This window comes from Streptomyces sp. NBC_01260, assembly GCF_036226405.1.
Classification (GTDB): domain Bacteria; phylum Actinomycetota; class Actinomycetes; order Streptomycetales; family Streptomycetaceae; genus Streptomyces; species Streptomyces laculatispora.
In genome coordinates this window covers 1,886,377-1,905,360 of record NZ_CP108464.1, presented here as the reverse complement: position 1 = coordinate 1,905,360, position 18,984 = coordinate 1,886,377, and the positions used below count along the sequence as shown (strand labels likewise).

At 65.1% G+C, this 18,984-nt stretch carries 10 protein-coding genes, 1 tRNA gene and 3 rRNA genes; 11 read left to right on the top strand and 3 right to left on the bottom strand.

The genetic code is table 11. The features are described from left to right. Positions 1-223: 223 nt before the first annotated feature. The 4 genes from OG322_RS08265 to OG322_RS08250 all read left to right on the top strand — a co-directional run bounded on the left by OG322_RS08265 (position 224) and on the right by OG322_RS08250 (position 5,129). On the top strand, positions 224-2,437 hold the full coding sequence (locus tag OG322_RS08265; protein ID WP_123462669.1) for a polyribonucleotide nucleotidyltransferase: 2,214 nt from the start codon (positions 224-226) through the stop codon (positions 2,435-2,437). After that, the gene (locus OG322_RS08260) at positions 2,434-3,813 is read left to right on the top strand and encodes a M16 family metallopeptidase (RefSeq protein ID WP_329306260.1); all 1,380 of its coding nucleotides are present in this window, start codon (positions 2,434-2,436) and stop codon (positions 3,811-3,813) included. Before OG322_RS08265 ends, OG322_RS08260 begins: the two co-directional genes overlap by 4 nt. Before the next feature lie 63 nt (positions 3,814-3,876). Then, positions 3,877-4,629 (top strand): 4-hydroxy-tetrahydrodipicolinate reductase, encoded by a 753-nt coding sequence (gene dapB / locus OG322_RS08255; protein WP_329306259.1) that lies wholly within the window; start codon positions 3,877-3,879, stop codon positions 4,627-4,629. 14 nt (positions 4,630-4,643) lie between these two features. Beyond that, complete coding sequence (locus tag OG322_RS08250; protein ID WP_123462674.1) at positions 4,644-5,129, top strand: tetratricopeptide repeat protein; 486 nt, start codon at positions 4,644-4,646, stop codon at positions 5,127-5,129. A 57-nt stretch (positions 5,130-5,186) separates the two neighbouring features. On the opposite strand, the gene OG322_RS08245 is transcribed toward OG322_RS08250, so the two are convergent. Both OG322_RS08245 and OG322_RS08240 read right to left on the bottom strand, forming a co-directional pair. After that, positions 5,187-5,738, bottom strand: a complete 552-nt coding sequence (locus OG322_RS08245; RefSeq protein ID WP_123462676.1) for a hypothetical protein — start codon at positions 5,736-5,738, stop codon at positions 5,187-5,189. Between the two features lie 93 nt (positions 5,739-5,831). Further along, positions 5,832-6,071 (bottom strand): hypothetical protein, encoded by a 240-nt coding sequence (locus tag OG322_RS08240; RefSeq protein WP_123462678.1) that lies wholly within the window; start codon positions 6,069-6,071, stop codon positions 5,832-5,834. Positions 6,072-6,257: 186 nt separating this feature from the next. Between OG322_RS08240 and thyX the strand changes: the two genes are divergently transcribed. The 7 genes from thyX (at position 6,258) to OG322_RS08205 (ending at position 15,966) form a co-directional block, all read left to right on the top strand. Beyond that, complete coding sequence (gene thyX, locus OG322_RS08235) at positions 6,258-6,995, top strand: FAD-dependent thymidylate synthase (RefSeq protein ID WP_123462680.1); 738 nt, start codon at positions 6,258-6,260, stop codon at positions 6,993-6,995. 152 nt (positions 6,996-7,147) lie between these two features. Then, positions 7,148-8,047 (top strand): 4-hydroxy-tetrahydrodipicolinate synthase, encoded by a 900-nt coding sequence (gene dapA / locus OG322_RS08230; protein WP_123462682.1) that lies wholly within the window; start codon positions 7,148-7,150, stop codon positions 8,045-8,047. 132 nt (positions 8,048-8,179) lie between these two features. Then, on the top strand, positions 8,180-9,865 hold the full coding sequence (locus OG322_RS08225) for a ribonuclease J (RefSeq protein ID WP_123462684.1): 1,686 nt from the start codon (positions 8,180-8,182) through the stop codon (positions 9,863-9,865). A gap of 644 nt (positions 9,866-10,509) precedes the next feature. Continuing rightward, positions 10,510-12,035: ribosomal RNA gene (locus OG322_RS08220) — 16S ribosomal RNA — on the top strand. Between the two features lie 301 nt (positions 12,036-12,336). Further along, positions 12,337-15,461 (top strand): 23S ribosomal RNA (locus OG322_RS08215). Between the two features lie 79 nt (positions 15,462-15,540). Next, a 5S ribosomal RNA gene (rrf, locus tag OG322_RS08210) occupies positions 15,541-15,657 on the top strand. Together the 16S, 23S and 5S rRNA genes with 1 tRNA gene alongside form the textbook arrangement of a ribosomal RNA operon. A 236-nt stretch (positions 15,658-15,893) precedes the next feature. Further along, positions 15,894-15,966: transfer RNA gene (locus OG322_RS08205), tRNA-Thr, on the top strand. A gap of 54 nt (positions 15,967-16,020) precedes the next feature. Here the strand turns inward: OG322_RS08205 and OG322_RS08200 are convergent. Further along, complete coding sequence (locus tag OG322_RS08200) at positions 16,021-18,648, bottom strand: SpoIIE family protein phosphatase (RefSeq protein ID WP_185095453.1); 2,628 nt, start codon at positions 18,646-18,648, stop codon at positions 16,021-16,023. Positions 18,649-18,984: the final 336 nt, after the last annotated feature.

Here is an 18,984-nt window from a genome sequence, read left to right as displayed (position 1 = left end):
GCCGTACGTGCGGGACTGGGGTCAAGCTCAGTAACCTGGACGTACAACACCAGACGAGGAGAGGCGCGCCCCACGGCCGCCGCCGGTCCTCGGTAGTGGCCCCCGGGACAACGCCCGGGAGCTTCGATCGAAGACCGGCCCCGCACACCCGGTGCGCCTCTCCGCACCGTCCTGCGCCACACGGGCGACAGGACGAAAGACGACGAGTATGGAGAAATCACTAGTGGAGAACGAGACCCACTACGCCGAGGCCGTTATCGACAACGGAACCTTCGGCACCCGCACCATCCGCTTCGAGACGGGCCGCCTGGCCAAGCAGGCCGCCGGCTCCGCCGTCGCGTACCTGGACGACGACACCATGGTGCTGTCGGCCACCACCGCTTCCAAGCGGCCCAAGGACCAGCTCGACTTCTTCCCCCTCACGGTGGACGTCGAGGAGCGGCAGTACGCCGCCGGCAAGATCCCCGGCTCCTTCTTCCGCCGGGAGGGCCGCCCCTCCGAGGACGCGATCCTCACCTGCCGCCTGATCGACCGGCCGCTGCGCCCCTCCTTCAGGAAGGGCCTGCGCAACGAGATCCAGATCGTCGAGACGATCATGGCGCTCAACCCCGACCACCTGTACGACGTGGTCGCGATCAACGCCGCCTCCGCCTCCACGATCCTGGCGGGCCTGCCCTTCTCCGGCCCCATCGGCGCCACCCGCGTCGCCCTGATCAAGGGCCAGTGGGTCGCCTTCCCGACGCACACCGAGCTCGAGGACGCCGTCTTCGACATGGTCGTCGCCGGTCGCGTCCTGGAAGACGGCGACGTCGCGATCATGATGGTCGAGGCCGAGGCCACCGAGAAGACCATCCAGCTCGTCCAGGACGGCGCCGAGGCCCCGACCGAAGAGGTCGTCGCCGCCGGTCTGGAAGCCGCGAAGCCCTTCATCAAGGCGCTCTGCAAGGCCCAGTCCGACCTCGCCGCCAAGGCTGCCAAGCCCACCGGTGAGTTCCCGGTCTTCCTCGACTACCAGGACGACGTCCTGGAGGCGCTCAGCAAGGCCGTCAGCACCGAGCTCGCCAAGGCGCTCACCATCGCCGGCAAGCAGGAGCGCGAGGCGGAGCTCGACCGCATCAAGGAGATCGCGGGCGAGAAGCTCCTCCCGGCCTTCGAGGGCCGCGAGAAGGAGATCTCCGGTGCCTACCGCGCGCTGACCAAGAAGCTGGTCCGCGAGCGCGTCATCAAGGACAAGGTCCGCATCGACGGCCGCGGCGTCACGGACATCCGTACGCTCGCCGCCGAGGTCGAGGCCATCCCGCGCGTGCACGGCTCGGCGCTCTTCGAGCGTGGCGAGACCCAGATCCTGGGCGTCACCACCCTCAACATGCTCCGTATGGAGCAGCAGCTGGACACCCTCTCCCCGGTGACCCGCAAGCGCTACATGCACAACTACAACTTCCCGCCGTACTCCGTCGGTGAGACCGGCCGCGTGGGCTCGCCCAAGCGCCGCGAGATCGGCCACGGCGCGCTCGCCGAGCGCGCCATCGTGCCGGTGCTGCCGTCGCGCGAGGAGTTCCCCTACGCGATCCGCCAGGTCTCCGAGGCGCTGGGCTCCAACGGCTCGACGTCCATGGGCTCGGTCTGCGCCTCCACCATGTCGCTGCTGAACGCCGGTGTGCCCCTCAAGGCCGCCGTCGCCGGTATCGCCATGGGCCTGATCTCGCAGGAGATCGACGGCAAGACCCACTACGTCGCCCTCACCGACATCCTCGGTGCGGAGGACGCGTTCGGTGACATGGACTTCAAGGTCGCCGGCACGAAGCAGTTCGTGACCGCGCTCCAGCTCGACACCAAGCTCGACGGCATCCCCGCCTCGGTCCTGGCCGCCGCGCTGAAGCAGGCCCGTGACGCCCGCCTCCACATCCTCGATGTGATGAACGAGGCCATCGACGTCCCGGACGAGATGTCCCCGAACGCCCCGCGGATCATCACCGTCAAGATCCCGGTGGACAAGATCGGTGAGGTCATCGGCCCCAAGGGCAAGATGATCAACCAGATCCAGGAGGACACCGGCGCCGACATCACGATCGAGGACGACGGCACCATCTACATCGGTGCCCAGCAGGGCTCGCAGGCCGAGGCCGCGCGCGCCACGATCAACGCGATCGCCAACCCGACCATGCCGGAGGTCGGCGAGCGCTACCTGGGTACGGTCGTCAAGACCACCACCTTTGGTGCGTTCGTCTCCCTGATGCCCGGCAAGGACGGCCTGCTGCACATCTCGCAGATCCGCAAGCTCGCCGGTGGCAAGCGCGTGGAGAACGTCGAGGACGTGCTCGGCGTCGGTGCCAAGGTCCAGGTCGAGATCGCCGAGATCGACTCCCGCGGCAAGCTCTCGCTGATCCCGGTCGTCGAGGGTGAAGAGGACGAGAAGAAGGACGACGCCGCCAAGTGACGTCCCGTAGTTCCGTGACGACGGCCCGCACCTCCTCGGAGGCGCGGGCCGTCGCCCGTACCCAAACGCTTCTCAAGGGCACCAACGGCATCGGCACGGTCCGCCGCACGGTACTTCCCGGCGGCCTGCGGATCGTCACCGAGACCCTGCCCTCCGTACGCTCCGCCACCTTCGGGATCTGGGCCAACGTCGGATCACGCGACGAGACCCCGACCCTGAACGGCGCGACGCACTACCTCGAACACCTCCTCTTCAAGGGCACCGGCAAGCGCAGCGCCCTGGACATCTCCTCCGCCATCGACGCGGTCGGCGGCGAGATGAACGCCTTCACGGCGAAGGAGTACACCTGCTACTACGCGCGGGTCCTCGACACGGACCTGCCGCTGGCCATCGATGTCGTCTGCGACATGCTGACCGGCTCGCTGATCGCCCCTGAGGACGTCGACGCCGAACGCGGCGTCATCCTTGAGGAGATCGCGATGACGGAGGACGACCCGGGCGACTGCGTGCACGACCTGTTCGCGCACACCATGCTCGGCGACACCCCGCTGGGACGCCCGGTCCTCGGCACGGTCGACACGATCAACGCGCTGAACCGCGGCCAGATCGCCCGCTTCTACAAGAAGCACTACGACCCCACGCACCTCGTCGTCGCGGCAGCGGGCAACGTCGACCACGCCACGGTCGTCCGCCAGGTCCGCAGGGCCTTCGAGCGGGCCGGCGCGCTGTCCCGCACGGACGCCGTCCCCACGCCACCGCGCGAGGGCTCCCGCACGCTGCGCACCGCGGGCCGGGTCGAACTGCTGGGCCGCAAGACCGAGCAGGCCCACGTCGTCCTCGGTATGCCGGGACTGGCCCGCACCGACGAGCGCCGCTGGGCGCTCGGCGTACTCAACACCGCCCTCGGCGGCGGAATGAGCTCCCGCCTCTTCCAGGAGGTACGGGAGAAGCGCGGCCTCGCCTACAGCGTGTACTCGTACACCTCGGGCTTCGCCGACTGCGGCCTCTTCGGCGTGTACGCGGGCTGCCGCCCGAGCCAGGTGCACGACGTCCTCAAGATCTGCCGCGACGAGCTCGACCGCGTCGCGGCGGACGGACTGGACGACGAGGAGATCAGCCGCGCCATCGGCCAGCTCTCCGGGTCCACGGTCCTCGGCCTGGAGGACACCGGCGCGCTGATGAACCGCATAGGCAAGAGCGAACTGTGCTGGGGCGAGCAGATGTCGGTTGACGACATGCTGGCCCGAATCGCACAGGTCACGCCGGACGACGTCCGGTCGGTGGCGGGCGAGGTCCTCGGACACCGTCCCTCGCTGTCGGTCATCGGCCCGCTCAAGGACAAGCAGGCGGACCGTCTGCACGAGTCAGTCGCCTAAGGGCTGTCCCGCCGGGAATTGCGGGACAGCCCTTAGCCACCTCGTCACCCGAAAGAAGTAAGCATGAGCAAGCTGCGCGTAGCCGTTCTCGGTGCCAGGGGCCGTATCGGCTCCGAGGCGGTACGAGCCGTCGAGGCCGCCGACGACCTGGAGCTGGTGGCCGCACTCGGCCGCGGCGACAAGCCGCAGACCCTCCTGGACACCGGTGCCCAGGTCGTCGTCGAGCTCACCACCCCGGCGTCGGTGATGGAGAATCTCGACTTCTGTATCCGGCACGGCATCCACGCGGTGGTCGGCACCACCGGCTGGACCGACGAACGGCTCGCGCAGCTGAACACCTGGCTCTCCGGCTCACCGGAGACCGGTGTGCTCATCGCGCCGAACTTCTCCATCGGCGCGGTCCTCACGATGAAGTTCGCCCAGCAGGCCGCACGCTACTTCGAGTCGGTCGAGGTCATCGAGCTCCACCACCCGAACAAGGCCGACGCCCCCTCCGGCACCGCGGCCCGCACCGCCCAGCTCATCGCCGCGGCGCGCCGCGAGGCGGGCAGCGCACCCCAGCCCGACGCCACCACGACGGCACTGGACGGGGCGCGCGGGGCGGACGTCGACGGAATCCCGGTCCACTCGGTCCGGCTCCGCGGTCTGCTCGCCCACCAGGAGGTGCTGCTCGGGAGCGAGGGCGAGACCCTCACCATCAGGCACGACTCGCTGCACCACAGCAGCTTCATGCCGGGCATCCTGCTCGGTGCACGCCGCGTGCCGACCGCGCCGGGCCTCACGTTCGGCCTGGAAAACTTCCTCGACCTCAACTGACTGAGCCCACCGCCATGCGCGCAAAGATCACGTACACCGTCACCGCTGCCGTCCTGGTTTTCTACTTCCTCCTGGCCGGCAGCCGTGGCGTCCTGCTCATCCGGCACGGCACGCTGCTCACGGTGACCTTCGGGGTCGCGGTGCTGATCCTGCCGCTGATCGGCATCTGGTTCCTCTGGAAGAACACCCAGTTCGTCCGGCGGGCCAACGCCCTGGCCGCCGAACTCGACGCGGAGGGCGGGCTGCCGGTCGACGACCTGGCCCGCACCCCGAGCGGCCGCATCGACCGCGACTCCGCCGACGCGGCGTTCGTCCGCCGGCAGGCGGAGACGGAGGACACGCCGGACGACTGGCGCTGCTGGTTCCGCCTGGCTGTCGCCTATCAGGACGCCCGGGACACTCCGCGGGCCCGCAAGGCCATGCAACGGGCCATCGCCCTGCGCAGCCGCGCCGCCGGCGGCTCAAGCCAGGCAGGCACCTCAAGCCCGTCCGGCGTTTGAGGACAGAAAAAAGCCGTCCGGTGGCTGAGGACACCCTCAGCCACCGGACGGCGATGCCTACTGCTGCCGGTACTCGTCCCCCCACGCCTCAATCGTGTCGGCAGCCCGGTCGAACGCCTCGCCCCGCGTCAGGAAGTCCGCGTTGGAGTCCGTGAGCAGCGGCGGCACCGCGTCGCCACCCCTGCGTACGACGATCAGGGCCTGACCCTGAACCGTCCGGGGGAACCCGAGCCACTTCACCGGCTGCTGCACCGTACGGACTGCCGTGGCACGGCTCCACGGCACGGTCGTCGTCCGGAAGAAACCGACGCGGCGCACGCCGTGCCGGCTCACCCACGCGCCGATCCGCAGCATCCGCAGGGCACAGATGATCAGCGCGAGGGCGAGCGCGAGACATGCCCCCGCCCCGGGCAGGCCCCCGGCGAACGCGATGATCATCCCTGCGAACAGGATGAACGAGGCGAGCAGCAGCAGGGCGGCCGCAGCAGCGACCCGCCACGGTCCGGGGCGGTAGGGACGCCGCCAGCTGTCGTGGTCGTCGAACGGCAGCGCGACATCCTCAGCGCTCGCGTCGAACGCCCGGTCGGCCGTCAGGAAGGGCAGGGGCACGACTGATCCTCACTCGCAAGCACGCTCGATTGCTGTGCCCGGTGAGGCTACCGAGGGGGTGACCGCCCGTACCACCCAGGGGGCCCGTACGAGTCAGTGCCCCGGTGCTGCCTCGGTCTGCTGGCTGTGCGACGGGGACTGATCGGGTGCCAGGGCGGGAAGGCCGAGCAGCAGTGATCCGGCCAGTCCGGCGATCACGGCGAACCCGACGAGGCTGCGGGCCGCAAGCTCGGAGACGGTGGTGCGTTCCCGGGGCGGTGGTGTGACGTTGCTGCGGAATCGGTCGGCCTCGGCCACGAAAGAGAACGGGACGGCTTCACGCCGGCGGAACATGAGGAAACTCTCCTTGAACTCTGGTTCGAGTGGTGCTAATGAGTCAGACGTATGGCGAGCCCGATCGGTGCCCCGAATCGCCGAATTGGTCGAAAGAATCCTCGAACGGGCGGTGCCGACGGCGTTGTCAGTGGCGGCCCGTAGAGTGGGCGCCGCCCGAGCGACGCCATTGGAAGGACCCCGCCGGTGACCGAGACCCCCGAGCCCGCAAAGCCCAGCTTCCGCAGCGATGTCACCGTTGACCTGGTGAAACATGCCGCAGGCGACTCCGATGTGCTCTTCGCCGCCCGTGTCTCCACGGCCGGTGAGCAGTCACTGGAGGAGGTCACCAAGGATCCTGAGCGCTCCAAGGGGCTCATCAATTACCTGATGCGGGACCGGCACGGAAGCCCGTTCGAGCACAACTCGATGACCTTCTTCATCAGCGCCCCGATCTTCGTCTTCCGCGAGTTCATGCGGCACCGCGTCGGCTGGTCGTACAACGAGGAATCGGGCCGCTACAGGGAGCTGGAGCCGGTCTTCTACGTTCCGGGGGAGTCCCGCAAGCTCGTCCAGCAGGGGCGTCCCGGCAAGTACGAGTTCGTCGAGGGCACCGAGGCCCAGCAGGAGCTCACCGGCCGCGTCATGGAGGACTCGTACCTCCAGGCGTACGAGGCCTACCAGGAGATGCTCGCCGCAGGCGTGGCCCGCGAGGTGGCCCGCGCGGTTCTCCCGGTCGGCCTGTTCTCCTCGATGTACGCCACGTGCAACGCCCGCTCGCTGATGCATTTCCTCGGCCTGCGCACCCAGCACGAGCTGGCGAAGGTCCCGTCCTTCCCGCAGCGCGAGATCGAAATGGTCGGCGAGCAGATGGAGGCGCACTGGGCGGGGCTCATGCCGCTGACCCATGCAGCGTTCAACAAGAATGGACGCGTCGCTCCATAGGCGGTGTCCGTATTGCGGCGTTTCGTGAAGTTCATCTAGGCTGATCAAACGGACCCGGCACTGCTTGAACCCCCGAGCAGGCAGTGCCGGGCTCCTATCGCTTGTCCCCCCGAGGGGACACCGCGCGCCGAGCAACGAGTAGCGTGTTACCCATGGCTCCGATCTCCACTCCGCAGACCCCCTTCGGGCGGGTCCTCACCGCTATGGTCACGCCCTTCACGGCGGACGGCGCACTCGACCTCGACGGCGCACAGCGGCTCGCCACCCATCTGGTGGACGCAGGCAACGACGGCCTGATCGTCAACGGCACCACCGGCGAGTCCCCGACCACCAGCGACGCGGAGAAAGACCAGCTCGTAAGGGCTGTGCTGGATGCAGTGGGAGACCGGGCGCACGTGGTCGCCGGCATCGGGACCAACGACACCCGCCACAGCGTCGAGCTCGCCCGCACGGCCGAGCGAACCGGCGCTCACGGCCTCCTCGCGGTGACGCCGTACTACAACAAGCCTCCGCAGGAGGGCCTGCTGCGGCACTTCACGGCGATCGCGGACACCACCGGCCTGCCGGTGATGCTCTACGACATCCCCGGCCGCAGTGGTGTGCCGATCGACACGGAGACGCTCGTGCGGCTCGCGGAGCACCCGCGCATCGTGGCCAACAAGGACGCCAAGGGCGACCTCGGCCGCGCCAGCTGGGCCATCGCCCAGTCGGGCCTCGCCTGGTACTCCGGCGACGACATGCTGAACCTCCCGCTCCTCTCGGTCGGCGCGGTCGGCCTCGTCTCCGTCGTCGGCCATGTCGTCACCCCGGACCTGCGGGCTCTCGTCGAGGCGTTCCTGGGCGGTGACGTCCAGAAGGCCACGGAGATCCACCAGAAGCTGCTGCCCGTCTTCACCGGCATGTTCCGTACCCAGGGTGTGATCACCACCAAGGCCGCACTGACCCTCCAGGGTCTCCCCGCGGGCCCGCTGCGGCTCCCCCTGGTGGAACTCTCCGCACACGAAACGGCGCAGCTCAAGATCGATCTCGCCGCCGGTGGGGTACAGCTGTAACCACAGACTTCACAACTGAATACGCGAAGAACACTCGCAAGAGGGCAACACCCCAAGACAACAGCAAGTGCACGAATGACATGCGCGCCACGTGCCCAAGCGGTACGTGGCGCGTGTGGTAAGGAGAGTCTTTTGAGTCATCCGCATCCTGAACTCGGCACCCCGCCGAAGCTCCCGAAGGGCGCCCTTCGGGTCACCCCGCTGGGCGGCCTCGGCGAAATCGGCCGCAACATGACGGTCTTCGAGTACGGCGGCCGCCTGCTCATCGTCGACTGCGGCGTGCTCTTCCCGGAGGAGGAGCAGCCCGGAATCGACCTGATCCTTCCGGACTTCACGACGATCCGGGACCGTCTCGACGACATCGAGGGCATCGTCCTCACGCACGGCCACGAGGACCACATCGGTGGTGTCCCGTATCTGCTGCGTCTGAAGGCGGACATCCCGCTGATCGGCTCCAAGCTGACCCTCGCACTCATCGAGGCGAAGCTCCAGGAGCACCGCATCCGTCCGTACACCCTTGAGGTCACGGAGGGCCAGCGCGAGCGCATCGGCGTCTTCGACTGCGAGTTCATCGCGGTCAACCACTCCATCCCGGACGCTCTCGCGGTCGCCATCCGCACTCCTGCGGGCATGGCCGTCGCCACCGGTGACTTCAAGATGGACCAGCTGCCGCTGGACGGCCGCCTCACCGACCTGCACGCCTTCGCGCGGCTGAGTGAGGAGGGCATCGACCTGCTGCTCTCCGACTCGACCAACGCGGAGGTCCCCGGCTTCGTACCGCCCGAGCGGGACATCTCGAACGTCCTGCGCACGGTCTTCGCCAATGCCCAGAAGCGGATCATCGTGGCGAGCTTCGCCAGCCACGTGCACCGCATCCAGCAGATCCTCGACGCGGCCCACGAATACGGCCGCAGGGTCGCCTTCGTCGGACGGTCGATGGTCCGGAACATGGGCATCGCCCGTGATCTGGGCTATCTGAAGGTTCCCGCGGGCCTGGTCGTCGACGTCAAGACCCTCGACGACCTGCCGGACGACGAGGTCGTGCTGGTCTGCACGGGTTCGCAGGGCGAGCCCATGGCAGCCCTGTCCCGGATGGCCAACCGCGACCATCAGATCCGGATCGTCCAGGGTGACACGGTCATCCTGGCGTCGTCGCTGATCCCCGGCAACGAGAACGCGGTCTACCGCGTGATCAACGGTCTGACCCGCTGGGGCGCCAACGTCATCCACAAGGGCAACGCCAAGGTCCACGTCTCCGGCCACGCCTCGGCCGGCGAGCTGCTGTACTTCTACAACATCTGCAAGCCGAAGAACCTGATGCCGGTCCACGGCGAATGGCGCCACCTCAGGGCCAATGCCGAACTGGGCGCCCTCACCGGCGTACCGAAGGACCACATCGTCATCGCCGAGGACGGCGTGGTCGTCGACCTGATCGACGGCAAGGCCAAGATCGTCGGCAAGGTCCAGGCGGGCTATGTGTACGTGGACGGCCTCTCGGTCGGCGACGTCACCGAGACCTCTCTCAAGGACCGCCGCATCCTCGGTGACGAGGGCATCATCTCCGTGTTCATCGTGGTCGACAGCTCCTCCGGCAAGATCGTGGGCGGCCCCCACATCCAGGCCCGGGGCTCCGGCATCGACGACTCGGCCTTCAGCGCGGTCGTACCGAAGGTCCAGGACGCACTCAACAAGTCGGCCCAGGACGGCGTGATGGAGCCGCACCAGCTCCAGCAGCTGGTCCGCCGCACGGTGGGCAAGTGGGTCTCCGACACCTACCGCCGGCGTCCGATGATCCTTCCCGTCGTCGTCGAGGTCTGACCCCGACAGGCGCGAACTCCGGAGCGGGGCCCCCGATTTGCATCGGGGAGCCCCGCTCCAGTAGGTTTACGGCTCCGCCTCACCGGGAAGCACAGCGCGCACTCGTGCGCCGTGAGCCTCCCGCAGAGGATGGAAATTCCGACTCAGAAGTTCTGATAAAGTCGGTTCAGCCGAAAGGCAAGGCCACTTCAACGGCCACTGGAAATCGAATTCGAACCGGAAACGGAACGAAATTGAGTCTGGTAAGGTTGGAACCGCTGGAAAGGGAAAGCGTGAAAGCGAAGAACTGGAAAGCGAAAATGCGAGGCCCGCTTCGACCGGGAATCGGACACGAAAGAGTCTGATAGAGTCGGAAACGCAAGACCGAAGGGAAGCGCCCGGAGGAAAGCCCCAGAAAATGTTCTGGTGGTGAGTACAAAGGAAGCGTCCGTTCCTTGAGAACTCAACAGCGTGCCAAAAGTCAACGCCAGATACGTTGATACCCCGACCTGCTTCGGCAGGTTCGAGGTTCCTTTGAAAGTCCTGGCAGACCACACTAGTGGTTCTACCAGGCAATGCACATAGCGAGGACATAGTGAACGATCGGTCTTATTCCGACTCGATTGTTCCGCTCTCGTGTGTGTGATCCCGATTACGGGAAAACATTCACGGAGAGTTTGATCCTGGCTCAGGACGAACGCTGGCGGCGTGCTTAACACATGCAAGTCGAACGATGAAGCCCTTCGGGGTGGATTAGTGGCGAACGGGTGAGTAACACGTGGGCAATCTGCCCTTCACTCTGGGACAAGCCCTGGAAACGGGGTCTAATACCGGATAATACTTTCCCTCTCATGGGGGAAGGTTAAAAGCTCCGGCGGTGAAGGATGAGCCCGCGGCCTATCAGCTAGTTGGTGGGGTAATGGCCTACCAAGGCGACGACGGGTAGCCGGCCTGAGAGGGCGACCGGCCACACTGGGACTGAGACACGGCCCAGACTCCTACGGGAGGCAGCAGTGGGGAATATTGCACAATGGGCGAAAGCCTGATGCAGCGACGCCGCGTGAGGGATGACGGCCTTCGGGTTGTAAACCTCTTTCAGCAGGGAAGAAGCGAAAGTGACGGTACCTGCAGAAGAAGCGCCGGCTAACTACGTGCCAGCAGCCGCGGTAATACGTAGGGCGCAAGCGTTGTCCGGAATTATTGGGCGTAAAGAGCTCGTAGGCGGCTTGTTGCGTCGGTTGTGAAAGCCCGGGGCTTAACCCCGGGTCTGCAGTCGATACGGGCAGGCTAGAGTGTGGTAGGGGAGATCGGAATTCCTGGTGTAGCGGTGAAATGCGCAGATATCAGGAGGAACACCGGTGGCGAAGGCGGATCTCTGGGCCATTACTGACGCTGAGGAGCGAAAGCGTGGGGAGCGAACAGGATTAGATACCCTGGTAGTCCACGCCGTAAACGTTGGGAACTAGGTGTTGGCGACATTCCACGTCGTCGGTGCCGCAGCTAACGCATTAAGTTCCCCGCCTGGGGAGTACGGCCGCAAGGCTAAAACTCAAAGGAATTGACGGGGGCCCGCACAAGCAGCGGAGCATGTGGCTTAATTCGACGCAACGCGAAGAACCTTACCAAGGCTTGACATACACCGGAAAGCATCAGAGATGGTGCCCCCCTTGTGGTCGGTGTACAGGTGGTGCATGGCTGTCGTCAGCTCGTGTCGTGAGATGTTGGGTTAAGTCCCGCAACGAGCGCAACCCTTGTTCTGTGTTGCCAGCATGCCCTTCGGGGTGATGGGGACTCACAGGAGACTGCCGGGGTCAACTCGGAGGAAGGTGGGGACGACGTCAAGTCATCATGCCCCTTATGTCTTGGGCTGCACACGTGCTACAATGGCCGGTACAATGAGCTGCGATGCCGCGAGGCGGAGCGAATCTCAAAAAGCCGGTCTCAGTTCGGATTGGGGTCTGCAACTCGACCCCATGAAGTCGGAGTTGCTAGTAATCGCAGATCAGCATTGCTGCGGTGAATACGTTCCCGGGCCTTGTACACACCGCCCGTCACGTCACGAAAGTCGGTAACACCCGAAGCCGGTGGCCCAACCCCTTGTGGGAGGGAGCTGTCGAAGGTGGGACTGGCGATTGGGACGAAGTCGTAACAAGGTAGCCGTACCGGAAGGTGCGGCTGGATCACCTCCTTTCTAAGGAGCATTTCTTACCCGGTTTTCCGGGTCAGAGGCCAGTACACCGGCGAATGTTCGGTGCTGGTTGCTCATGGGTGGAACGTTGACTATTCGGCACGACAGGTTGTTTTTCACTAGTACTGCTTCGGCGTGGAATGTGGGGAGTGATCGGTCGGGTCGGGCACGCTGTTGGGTATCTGAAGGTACGGCCGTCGTGGTCGTCCTTCGGTTGCCGGCCCCAGTGAACTCGCCCGGTAAGGGTGGGGTGGTGGGTGGCTGGTCGTTGTTTGAGAACTGCACAGTGGACGCGAGCATCTGTGGCCAAGTTTTTAAGGGCGCACGGTGGATGCCTTGGCACCAGGAACCGATGAAGGACGTGGGAGGCCACGATAGGCCCCGGGGAGCTGTCAACCAAGCTTTGATCCGGGGGTGTCCGAATGGGGAAACCCGGCAGTCGTCATAGGCTGTCACCCGCTGCTGAACACATAGGCAGTGTGGAGGGAACGAGGGGAAGTGAAACATCTCAGTACCCTCAGGAAGAGAAAACAACCGTGATTCCGGGAGTAGTGGCGAGCGAAACTGGATCAGGCCAAACCGTATGCGTGTGATACCCGGCAGGGGTTGCGCATGCGGGGTTGTGGGATCTCTTTTTCACGGTCTGCCGGCTGTGAGACGAGTCAGAAACCGTTGATGTAGGCGAAGGACATGCGAAAGGTCCGGCGTAGAGGGTAAGACCCCCGTAGCTGAAACATTAACGGCTCGTTTAAGAGACACCCAAGTAGCACGGGGCCCGAGAAATCCCGTGTGAATCTGGCGGGACCACCCGTTAAGCCTAAATATTCCCTGGTGACCGATAGCGGATAGTACCGTGAGGGAATGGTGAAAAGTACCGCGGGAGCGGAGTGAAATAGTACCTGAAACCGTGTGCCTACAAGCCGTGGGAGCGTCGCTGTGTGTGCTTGCACATGCAGTCGTGACTGCGTGCCTTTTGAAGAATGAGCCTGCGAGTTTGCGGTGTGTTGCGAGGTTAACCCGTGTGGGGAAGCCGTAGCGAAAGCGAGTCCGAATAGGGCGATTTAGTAGCGCGCTCAAGACCCGAAGCGGAGTGATCTAGCCATGGGCAGGTTGAAGCGGAGGTAAGACTTCGTGGAGGACCGAACCCACCAGGGTTGAAAACCTGGGGGATGACCTGTGGTTAGGGGTGAAAGGCCAATCAAACTCCGTGATAGCTGGTTCTCCCCGAAATGCATTTAGGTGCAGCGTCGTGTGTTTCTTGCCGGAGGTAGAGCACTGGATAGGCGATGGGCCCTACCGGGTTACTGACCTTAGCCAAACTCCGAATGCCGGTAAGTGAGAGCACGGCAGTGAGACTGTGGGGGATAAGCTCCATGGTCGAGAGGGAAACAGCCCAGAGCATCGACTAAGGCCCCTAAGCGTACGCTAAGTGGGAAAGGATGTGGAGTCGCAGAGACAACCAGGAGGTTGGCTTAGAAGCAGCCATCCTTGAAAGAGTGCGTAATAGCTCACTGGTCAAGTGATTCCGCGCCGACAATGTAGCGGGGCTCAAGCGTACCGCCGAAGTCGTGTCATTCACACATATAGGGCCAACGCCTGTGTGGATGGGTAGGGGAGCGTCGTGTGCCGGGTGAAGCAGCCGCGGAAGCGAGTTGTGGACGGTTCACGAGTGAGAATGCAGGCATGAGTAGCGATACACACGTGAGAAACGTGTGCGCCGATTGACTAAGGGTTCCTGGGTCAAGCTGATCTGCCCAGGGTAAGTCGGGACCTAAGGCGAGGCCGACAGGCGTAGTCGATGGACAACCGGTTGATATTCCGGTACCCGCTTTGAAACGCCCAATACTGAATCAGGCGATGCTAAGTCCGTGAAGCCGGCCCGATCTCTTCGGAGTTGAGGGTAGTGGTGGAGCCGACGAACCAGACTTGTACTAGGTAAGCGATGGGGTGACGCAGGAAGGTAGTCCAGCCCGGGCGGTGGTAGTCCCGGGGTAAGGGTGTAGGCCGTGTGGTAGGTAAATCCGTCACACATTAAGGCTGAGACCTGATGCCGAGCCGATTGTGGTGAAGTGGATGATCCTATGCTGTCGAGAAAAGCCTCTAGCGAGTTTCATGGCGGCCCGTACCCTAAACCGACTCAGGTAGTCAGGTAGAGAATACCGAGGCGTTCGGGTGAACTATGGTTAAGGAACTCGGCAAAATGCCCCCGTAACTTCGGGAGAAGGGGGGCCATCACTGGTGATTGGATTTACTCCATGAGCTGGGGGTGGCCGCAGAGACCAGCGAGAAGCGACTGTTTACTAAAAACACAGGTCCGTGCGAAGCCGTAAGGCGATGTATACGGACTGACGCCTGCCCGGTGCTGGAACGTTAAGGGGACCGGTTAGCTGACTTTCGGGTCGGCGAAGCTGAGAACTTAAGCGCCAGTAAACGGCGGTGGTAACTATAACCATCCTAAGGTAGCGAAATTCCTTGTCGGGTAAGTTCCGACCTGCACGAATGGCGTAACGACTTCTCGACTGTCTCAACCATAGGCCCGGTGAAATTGCACTACGAGTAAAGATGCTCGTTTCGCGCAGCAGGACGGAAAGACCCCGGGACCTTTACTATAGTTTGATATTGGTGTTCGGTTCGGCTTGTGTAGGATAGGTGGGAGACTTTGAAGCGGCCACGCCAGTGGTTGTGGAGTCGTCGTTGAAATACCACTCTGGTCGTGCTGGATGTCTAACCTGGGTCCGTGATCCGGATCAGGGACAGTGTCTGATGGGTAGTTTAACTGGGGCGGTTGCCTCCTAAAGAGTAACGGAGGCGCCCAAAGGTTCCCTCAGCCTGGTTGGCAATCAGGTGTTGAGTGTAAGTGCACAAGGGAGCTTGACTGTGAGACCGACGGGTCGAGCAGGGACGAAAGTCGGGACTAGTGATCCGGCAGTGGCTTGTGGAAGCGCTGTCGCTCAACGGATAAAAGGTACCCCGGGGATAACAGGCTGATCTTCCCCAAGAGTCCATATCGACGGGATGGTTTGGCACCTCGATGTCGGCTCGTCGCATCCTGGGGCTGGAGTCGGTCCCAAGGGTTGGGCTGTTCGCCCATTAAAGCGGTACGCGAGCTGGGTTTAGAACGTCGTGAGACAGTTCGGTCCCTATCCGCTGTGCGCGTAGGAATATTGAGAAGGGCTGTCCCTAGTACGAGAGGACCGGGACGGACGAACCTCTGGTGTGCCAGTTGTCCTGCCAAGGGCATGGCTGGTTGGCTACGTTCGGAAAGGATAACCGCTGAAAGCATCTAAGCGGGAAGCCTGCTTCGAGATGAGTATTCCCACCCTCTTGAAGGGTTAAGGCTCCCAGTAGACGACTGGGTTGATAGGCCAGATGTGGAAGCCCGGTAACGGGTGGAGCTGACTGGTACTAATAGGCCGAGGGCTTGTCCTCAGTTGCTCGCGTCCACTGTGTTAGTTCTGAAATAACGAACGGCCGTGTTTTGTTCCGGTGTTGGTTAATTTCATAGTGTTTCGGTGGTCATTGCGTTAGGGAAACGCCCGGTTACATTCCGAACCCGGAAGCTAAGCCTTTCAGCGCCGATGGTACTGCAGGGGGGACCCTGTGGGAGAGTAGGACGCCGCCGAACTCCTTTTGATAGTAGTTGAGCCCCGTGCCCTTGTGGCACGGGGCTTTTCTGCGTTCCGGACCAGGTCCGCCGGCCCACTGCCGCGGTACGGAGGCACACCCGGCCCGGAAGGCCCGCCGACGGGCCCCTGCGGGGGCGGAACACCGTGGGGACGTGGGTCGGTGACGCTGCGACAGATGGTTTTGCGCACCCCCTGGATCAGGGTATGATTTAGCTCGTTGCCGCAGGGCAGCGAGGCCCCAATAGCTCAGTCGGTAGAGCGTCTCCATGGTAAGGAGAAGGTCTGCGGTTCGATTCCGCATTGGGGCTCAGGCAGACGAAAAGGCCCCCGCCACTCGGCGGGGGCTTTTCGCGTATCCGGAGCTATGCGGCCGGCGGTTCGGGGACGCGCATTGCGAGGATGGCCATGTCGTCCGAGGCCGGTTCGGCGGCGAACCGCTCGACGGCCCGCAGGATGCGTGACGCCACCGCACCCGCCGTAAGGCCCGTGCACGTGGCCAGTACCTCCGCCAGGCCGTCGTCGCCGAGCATCCGGGTGCCCTCACGGCGTTCGGTGACACCGTCGGTCACGCACAGCAGCACATCGCCCGGGTCGAGGGTCAACGTCTGCTCGTACAGCTCCAGGTCCTCGATGACGCCCAGCAGCGGCTGCGGTTCCGCCGCGGCCTCGACCGACCCGTCCTGGCGCAGGCGCAGCGGCAGCGGGTGGCCCGCACAGACCACCTTCAGCAGCGCACTGCCGTCCTCCTGGGGCCACAGCTCCCCGTACAGCAGCGTCAGGAAGCGGCTGCGGGCGCCCTCGTCGAGGATGGCGGCGTTCAGCCGCTCAAGGACGGCGGGGCCGCCGAAGCCCTCGCGGGCGAGCAGACGCAGGGCGTGGCGGGCCAGGCCTGTCACGGCCGCCGCTTCCGGGCCGGTGCCGCAGACGTCGCCGATGGCGAAACCGTAGGCACCGTCGCGGATCGGGAAGACGTCGTAGAAGTCGCCGCCCACCTCGTTGCCCTCACCGGCTGCCCGGTAGATGACCTCGATCTCGACATTGGGTACGTCCGGCAGTCCCGGCGGCAGCAGGCTGCGCTGCAGCGACTGGCTGATCGCCATGCGCTCCGAGTAGAGGCGGGCGTTGTCGAGAGCCAGCGCCGCCCGGCGGGAGAGGTCCTCGGCCAGTTCCAGGATCTCCTGGCGGAAATGGTCGTCGGACGGTTTGCCGAGCGTGAGCATCCCGATGACACGGTTGCGGGCGACGAGCGGAAGGACGACCGTCTCCCCGCCCACCGCGGCCGCAGTGGCAAGCGTTGTACGGATACCCGCGCCCAGGCTTCCGGCGTCGCCCAGGCCGATGGTGCGCATCGAGGTGCGCAGGGCTGCCTCGTGGGCTGCCTCGGACGGAGCGGACCAGACACGGGCGCCGGGGGCCGGCACCGGTTCCGGCGGGGAGATCTTGGAGAGAAGGGCCTTGAGGCCGTCGATGAGCTCCTCGTCCTCGTGCAGCACGTACGAGAGGTACGGGTCCGAGGACTGGTCGGCGATCGTGTAGACGGCGCACCAGGTGGCCAGGGTCGGGACCGTCATCTGAGCCATCAGGGCCAGGGTCTGATCCCGGTCGAGCGTGCCCGCGAGGAGGTCCGACGCTTCGACGAGGAAGGAGAGGGAACCGCGGCGCAGCCGTTCCAGTTCGCCGAGGCGGGCGGACTCGACGGCCAGGGCGATGCGGTCCGCCGCGAACTGGAGGCGCAGGGCCTCCTCGTTCGAGTACCGGCCGGCGGCCTCGGCGGCGACGCCCAGGGAGCCCGTGAGACGGCCCTCGACCTTCAGCGGGACGGTGACCACGGAACGCATACCGGTGTTGCCCAGCAGCGGGACGGCGCCCGGGACCGCGTCGAGGTCCTCGTGGACCGCGGGCATGCGCGCCGAGCCGTACCGCCCGGTGCCGGCCTCGACGGGGACACGGGCGAAGCGCTGGCGCGCGGAGGGCAGGCCGGTCGTGGCCCGCACCTCCAGCTCGGTCTCGTCGTCCGTCGCCAGCAGCAGGAACGCCGCGTCGGCGTCGAGCATGTCGCGTGCCCGCTCGACGGTGCGCTGGAGCAGACCGTCGAGGTCGTCGGGGGCGGGGGAGCCGATGAAGACCTCGAAGGGGTCCGTCTTGCGGATCTCGGTGTTCGGGTCGGAGACCGGAGTGCGCACCGGCGACTGGAGCACCGCCCGCTCGTATTCGCGGACCAGCAGACAGACCGTCGAGGGGTCGCCCTGAGTGTCCCGTACGCGCAGGTGGGAGCCGTAGACCGCGATGGTGCGGCCGTCGGCGCCCCGGATGCCGTAGCTGCCCTCCCAGCGGGAGAGCCGCAGCGCGTCGGCGATACCGGTGTTGGTGCCGGGCGTCTGCGGCCAGGCGGTGAAGTCGGTGAGCTGCTTGCCGGTGACCTGGTCCGACGTGTATCCGAACAGGTACGCGGCGTCGTCGTTCCATGCCGCGATGGCGCCCAGGCTGTCGATCTGGACGACGGCGACCCTGACCCGTTCGTCGGTGACCGGGAGCAGGTCGACGGGGAGCAGCGGGCCCGCGGAGCGGATACCCACCGGGCGGTCGGGGAGATCGAGCTGGAACCAGACGTGTTTGTGCGCGGGGGAGTACTCGACGCCCCAGCGGGAGGCGAGCGCGGCGCACAGCAGCAGGCCGCGGCCGCCCTCCCGGTCCGGGCTGCCGAAGTCGGGGCCGGTGGACTGGAGCGGGATCTCGCGTTCCGGATAGTGGTCGGCGATCTCGACCCGGACGCCGTCCTCCGTACGAAGGCACAGCACGTCCGCGGCGGTGCCCGCGTGGACCACCGCATTGGTGACGAGCTCGCTGGTGAGGACGACGGCATCATCGACGACGTCGGTGTATCCCCACCCCTGGAGGGTGTCGCGGACAAAGGCACGGGCGGTCGCGACGGAGCGCCCGACCGGGTCGAAGGTGGCAGCCGCGCGCGCCGTGATCACAGCACTCCCCATTTGGTGTCTCGTCGCTTCCCCGAGTCCTGTGCCCGTTTCTAGCCGCTTCGATTCGCTTGCCAGGCTAGACGCTCCGTCCGGGCACCGGGTACACGAGGGCAGACTTCGGGCGCGGACGAACGGATACGGACCTGTGACCGGACAAGTGTGGGCTTCCCAACAGAGGCATGTGGGACAACCATTGGACGTTCCACCCCGACCGGTTCCGGCCTGGTAGGTTTCAACGATTTGACGTCCGCATGGTCACCCGTCAACGGTGGTCTGTGGCGGTGAGCCATTGAGGATCTGGGCAAGCTCCCAGAGAAGACCCGAGCGATACGGTCAACCCTGCGGGAG

Bases quoted from the DNA above. Each gene is read 5' to 3' on its own strand.
- dapB (WP_329306259.1), top strand. From the start codon at position 3,877: ATGAGCAAGCTGCGCGTAGCCGTTCTCGGTGCCAGGGGCCGTATCGGC.
- OG322_RS08250 (WP_123462674.1), top strand. From the start codon at position 4,644: ATGCGCGCAAAGATCACGTACACCGTCACCGCTGCCGTCCTGGTTTTC.
- OG322_RS08240 (WP_123462678.1), bottom strand. From the start codon at position 6,071: ATGTTCCGCCGGCGTGAAGCCGTCCCGTTCTCTTTCGTGGCCGAGGCC.
- dapA (WP_123462682.1), top strand. From the start codon at position 7,148: ATGGCTCCGATCTCCACTCCGCAGACCCCCTTCGGGCGGGTCCTCACC.
- OG322_RS08200 (WP_185095453.1), bottom strand. From the start codon at position 18,648: ATGGGGAGTGCTGTGATCACGGCGCGCGCGGCTGCCACCTTCGACCCG.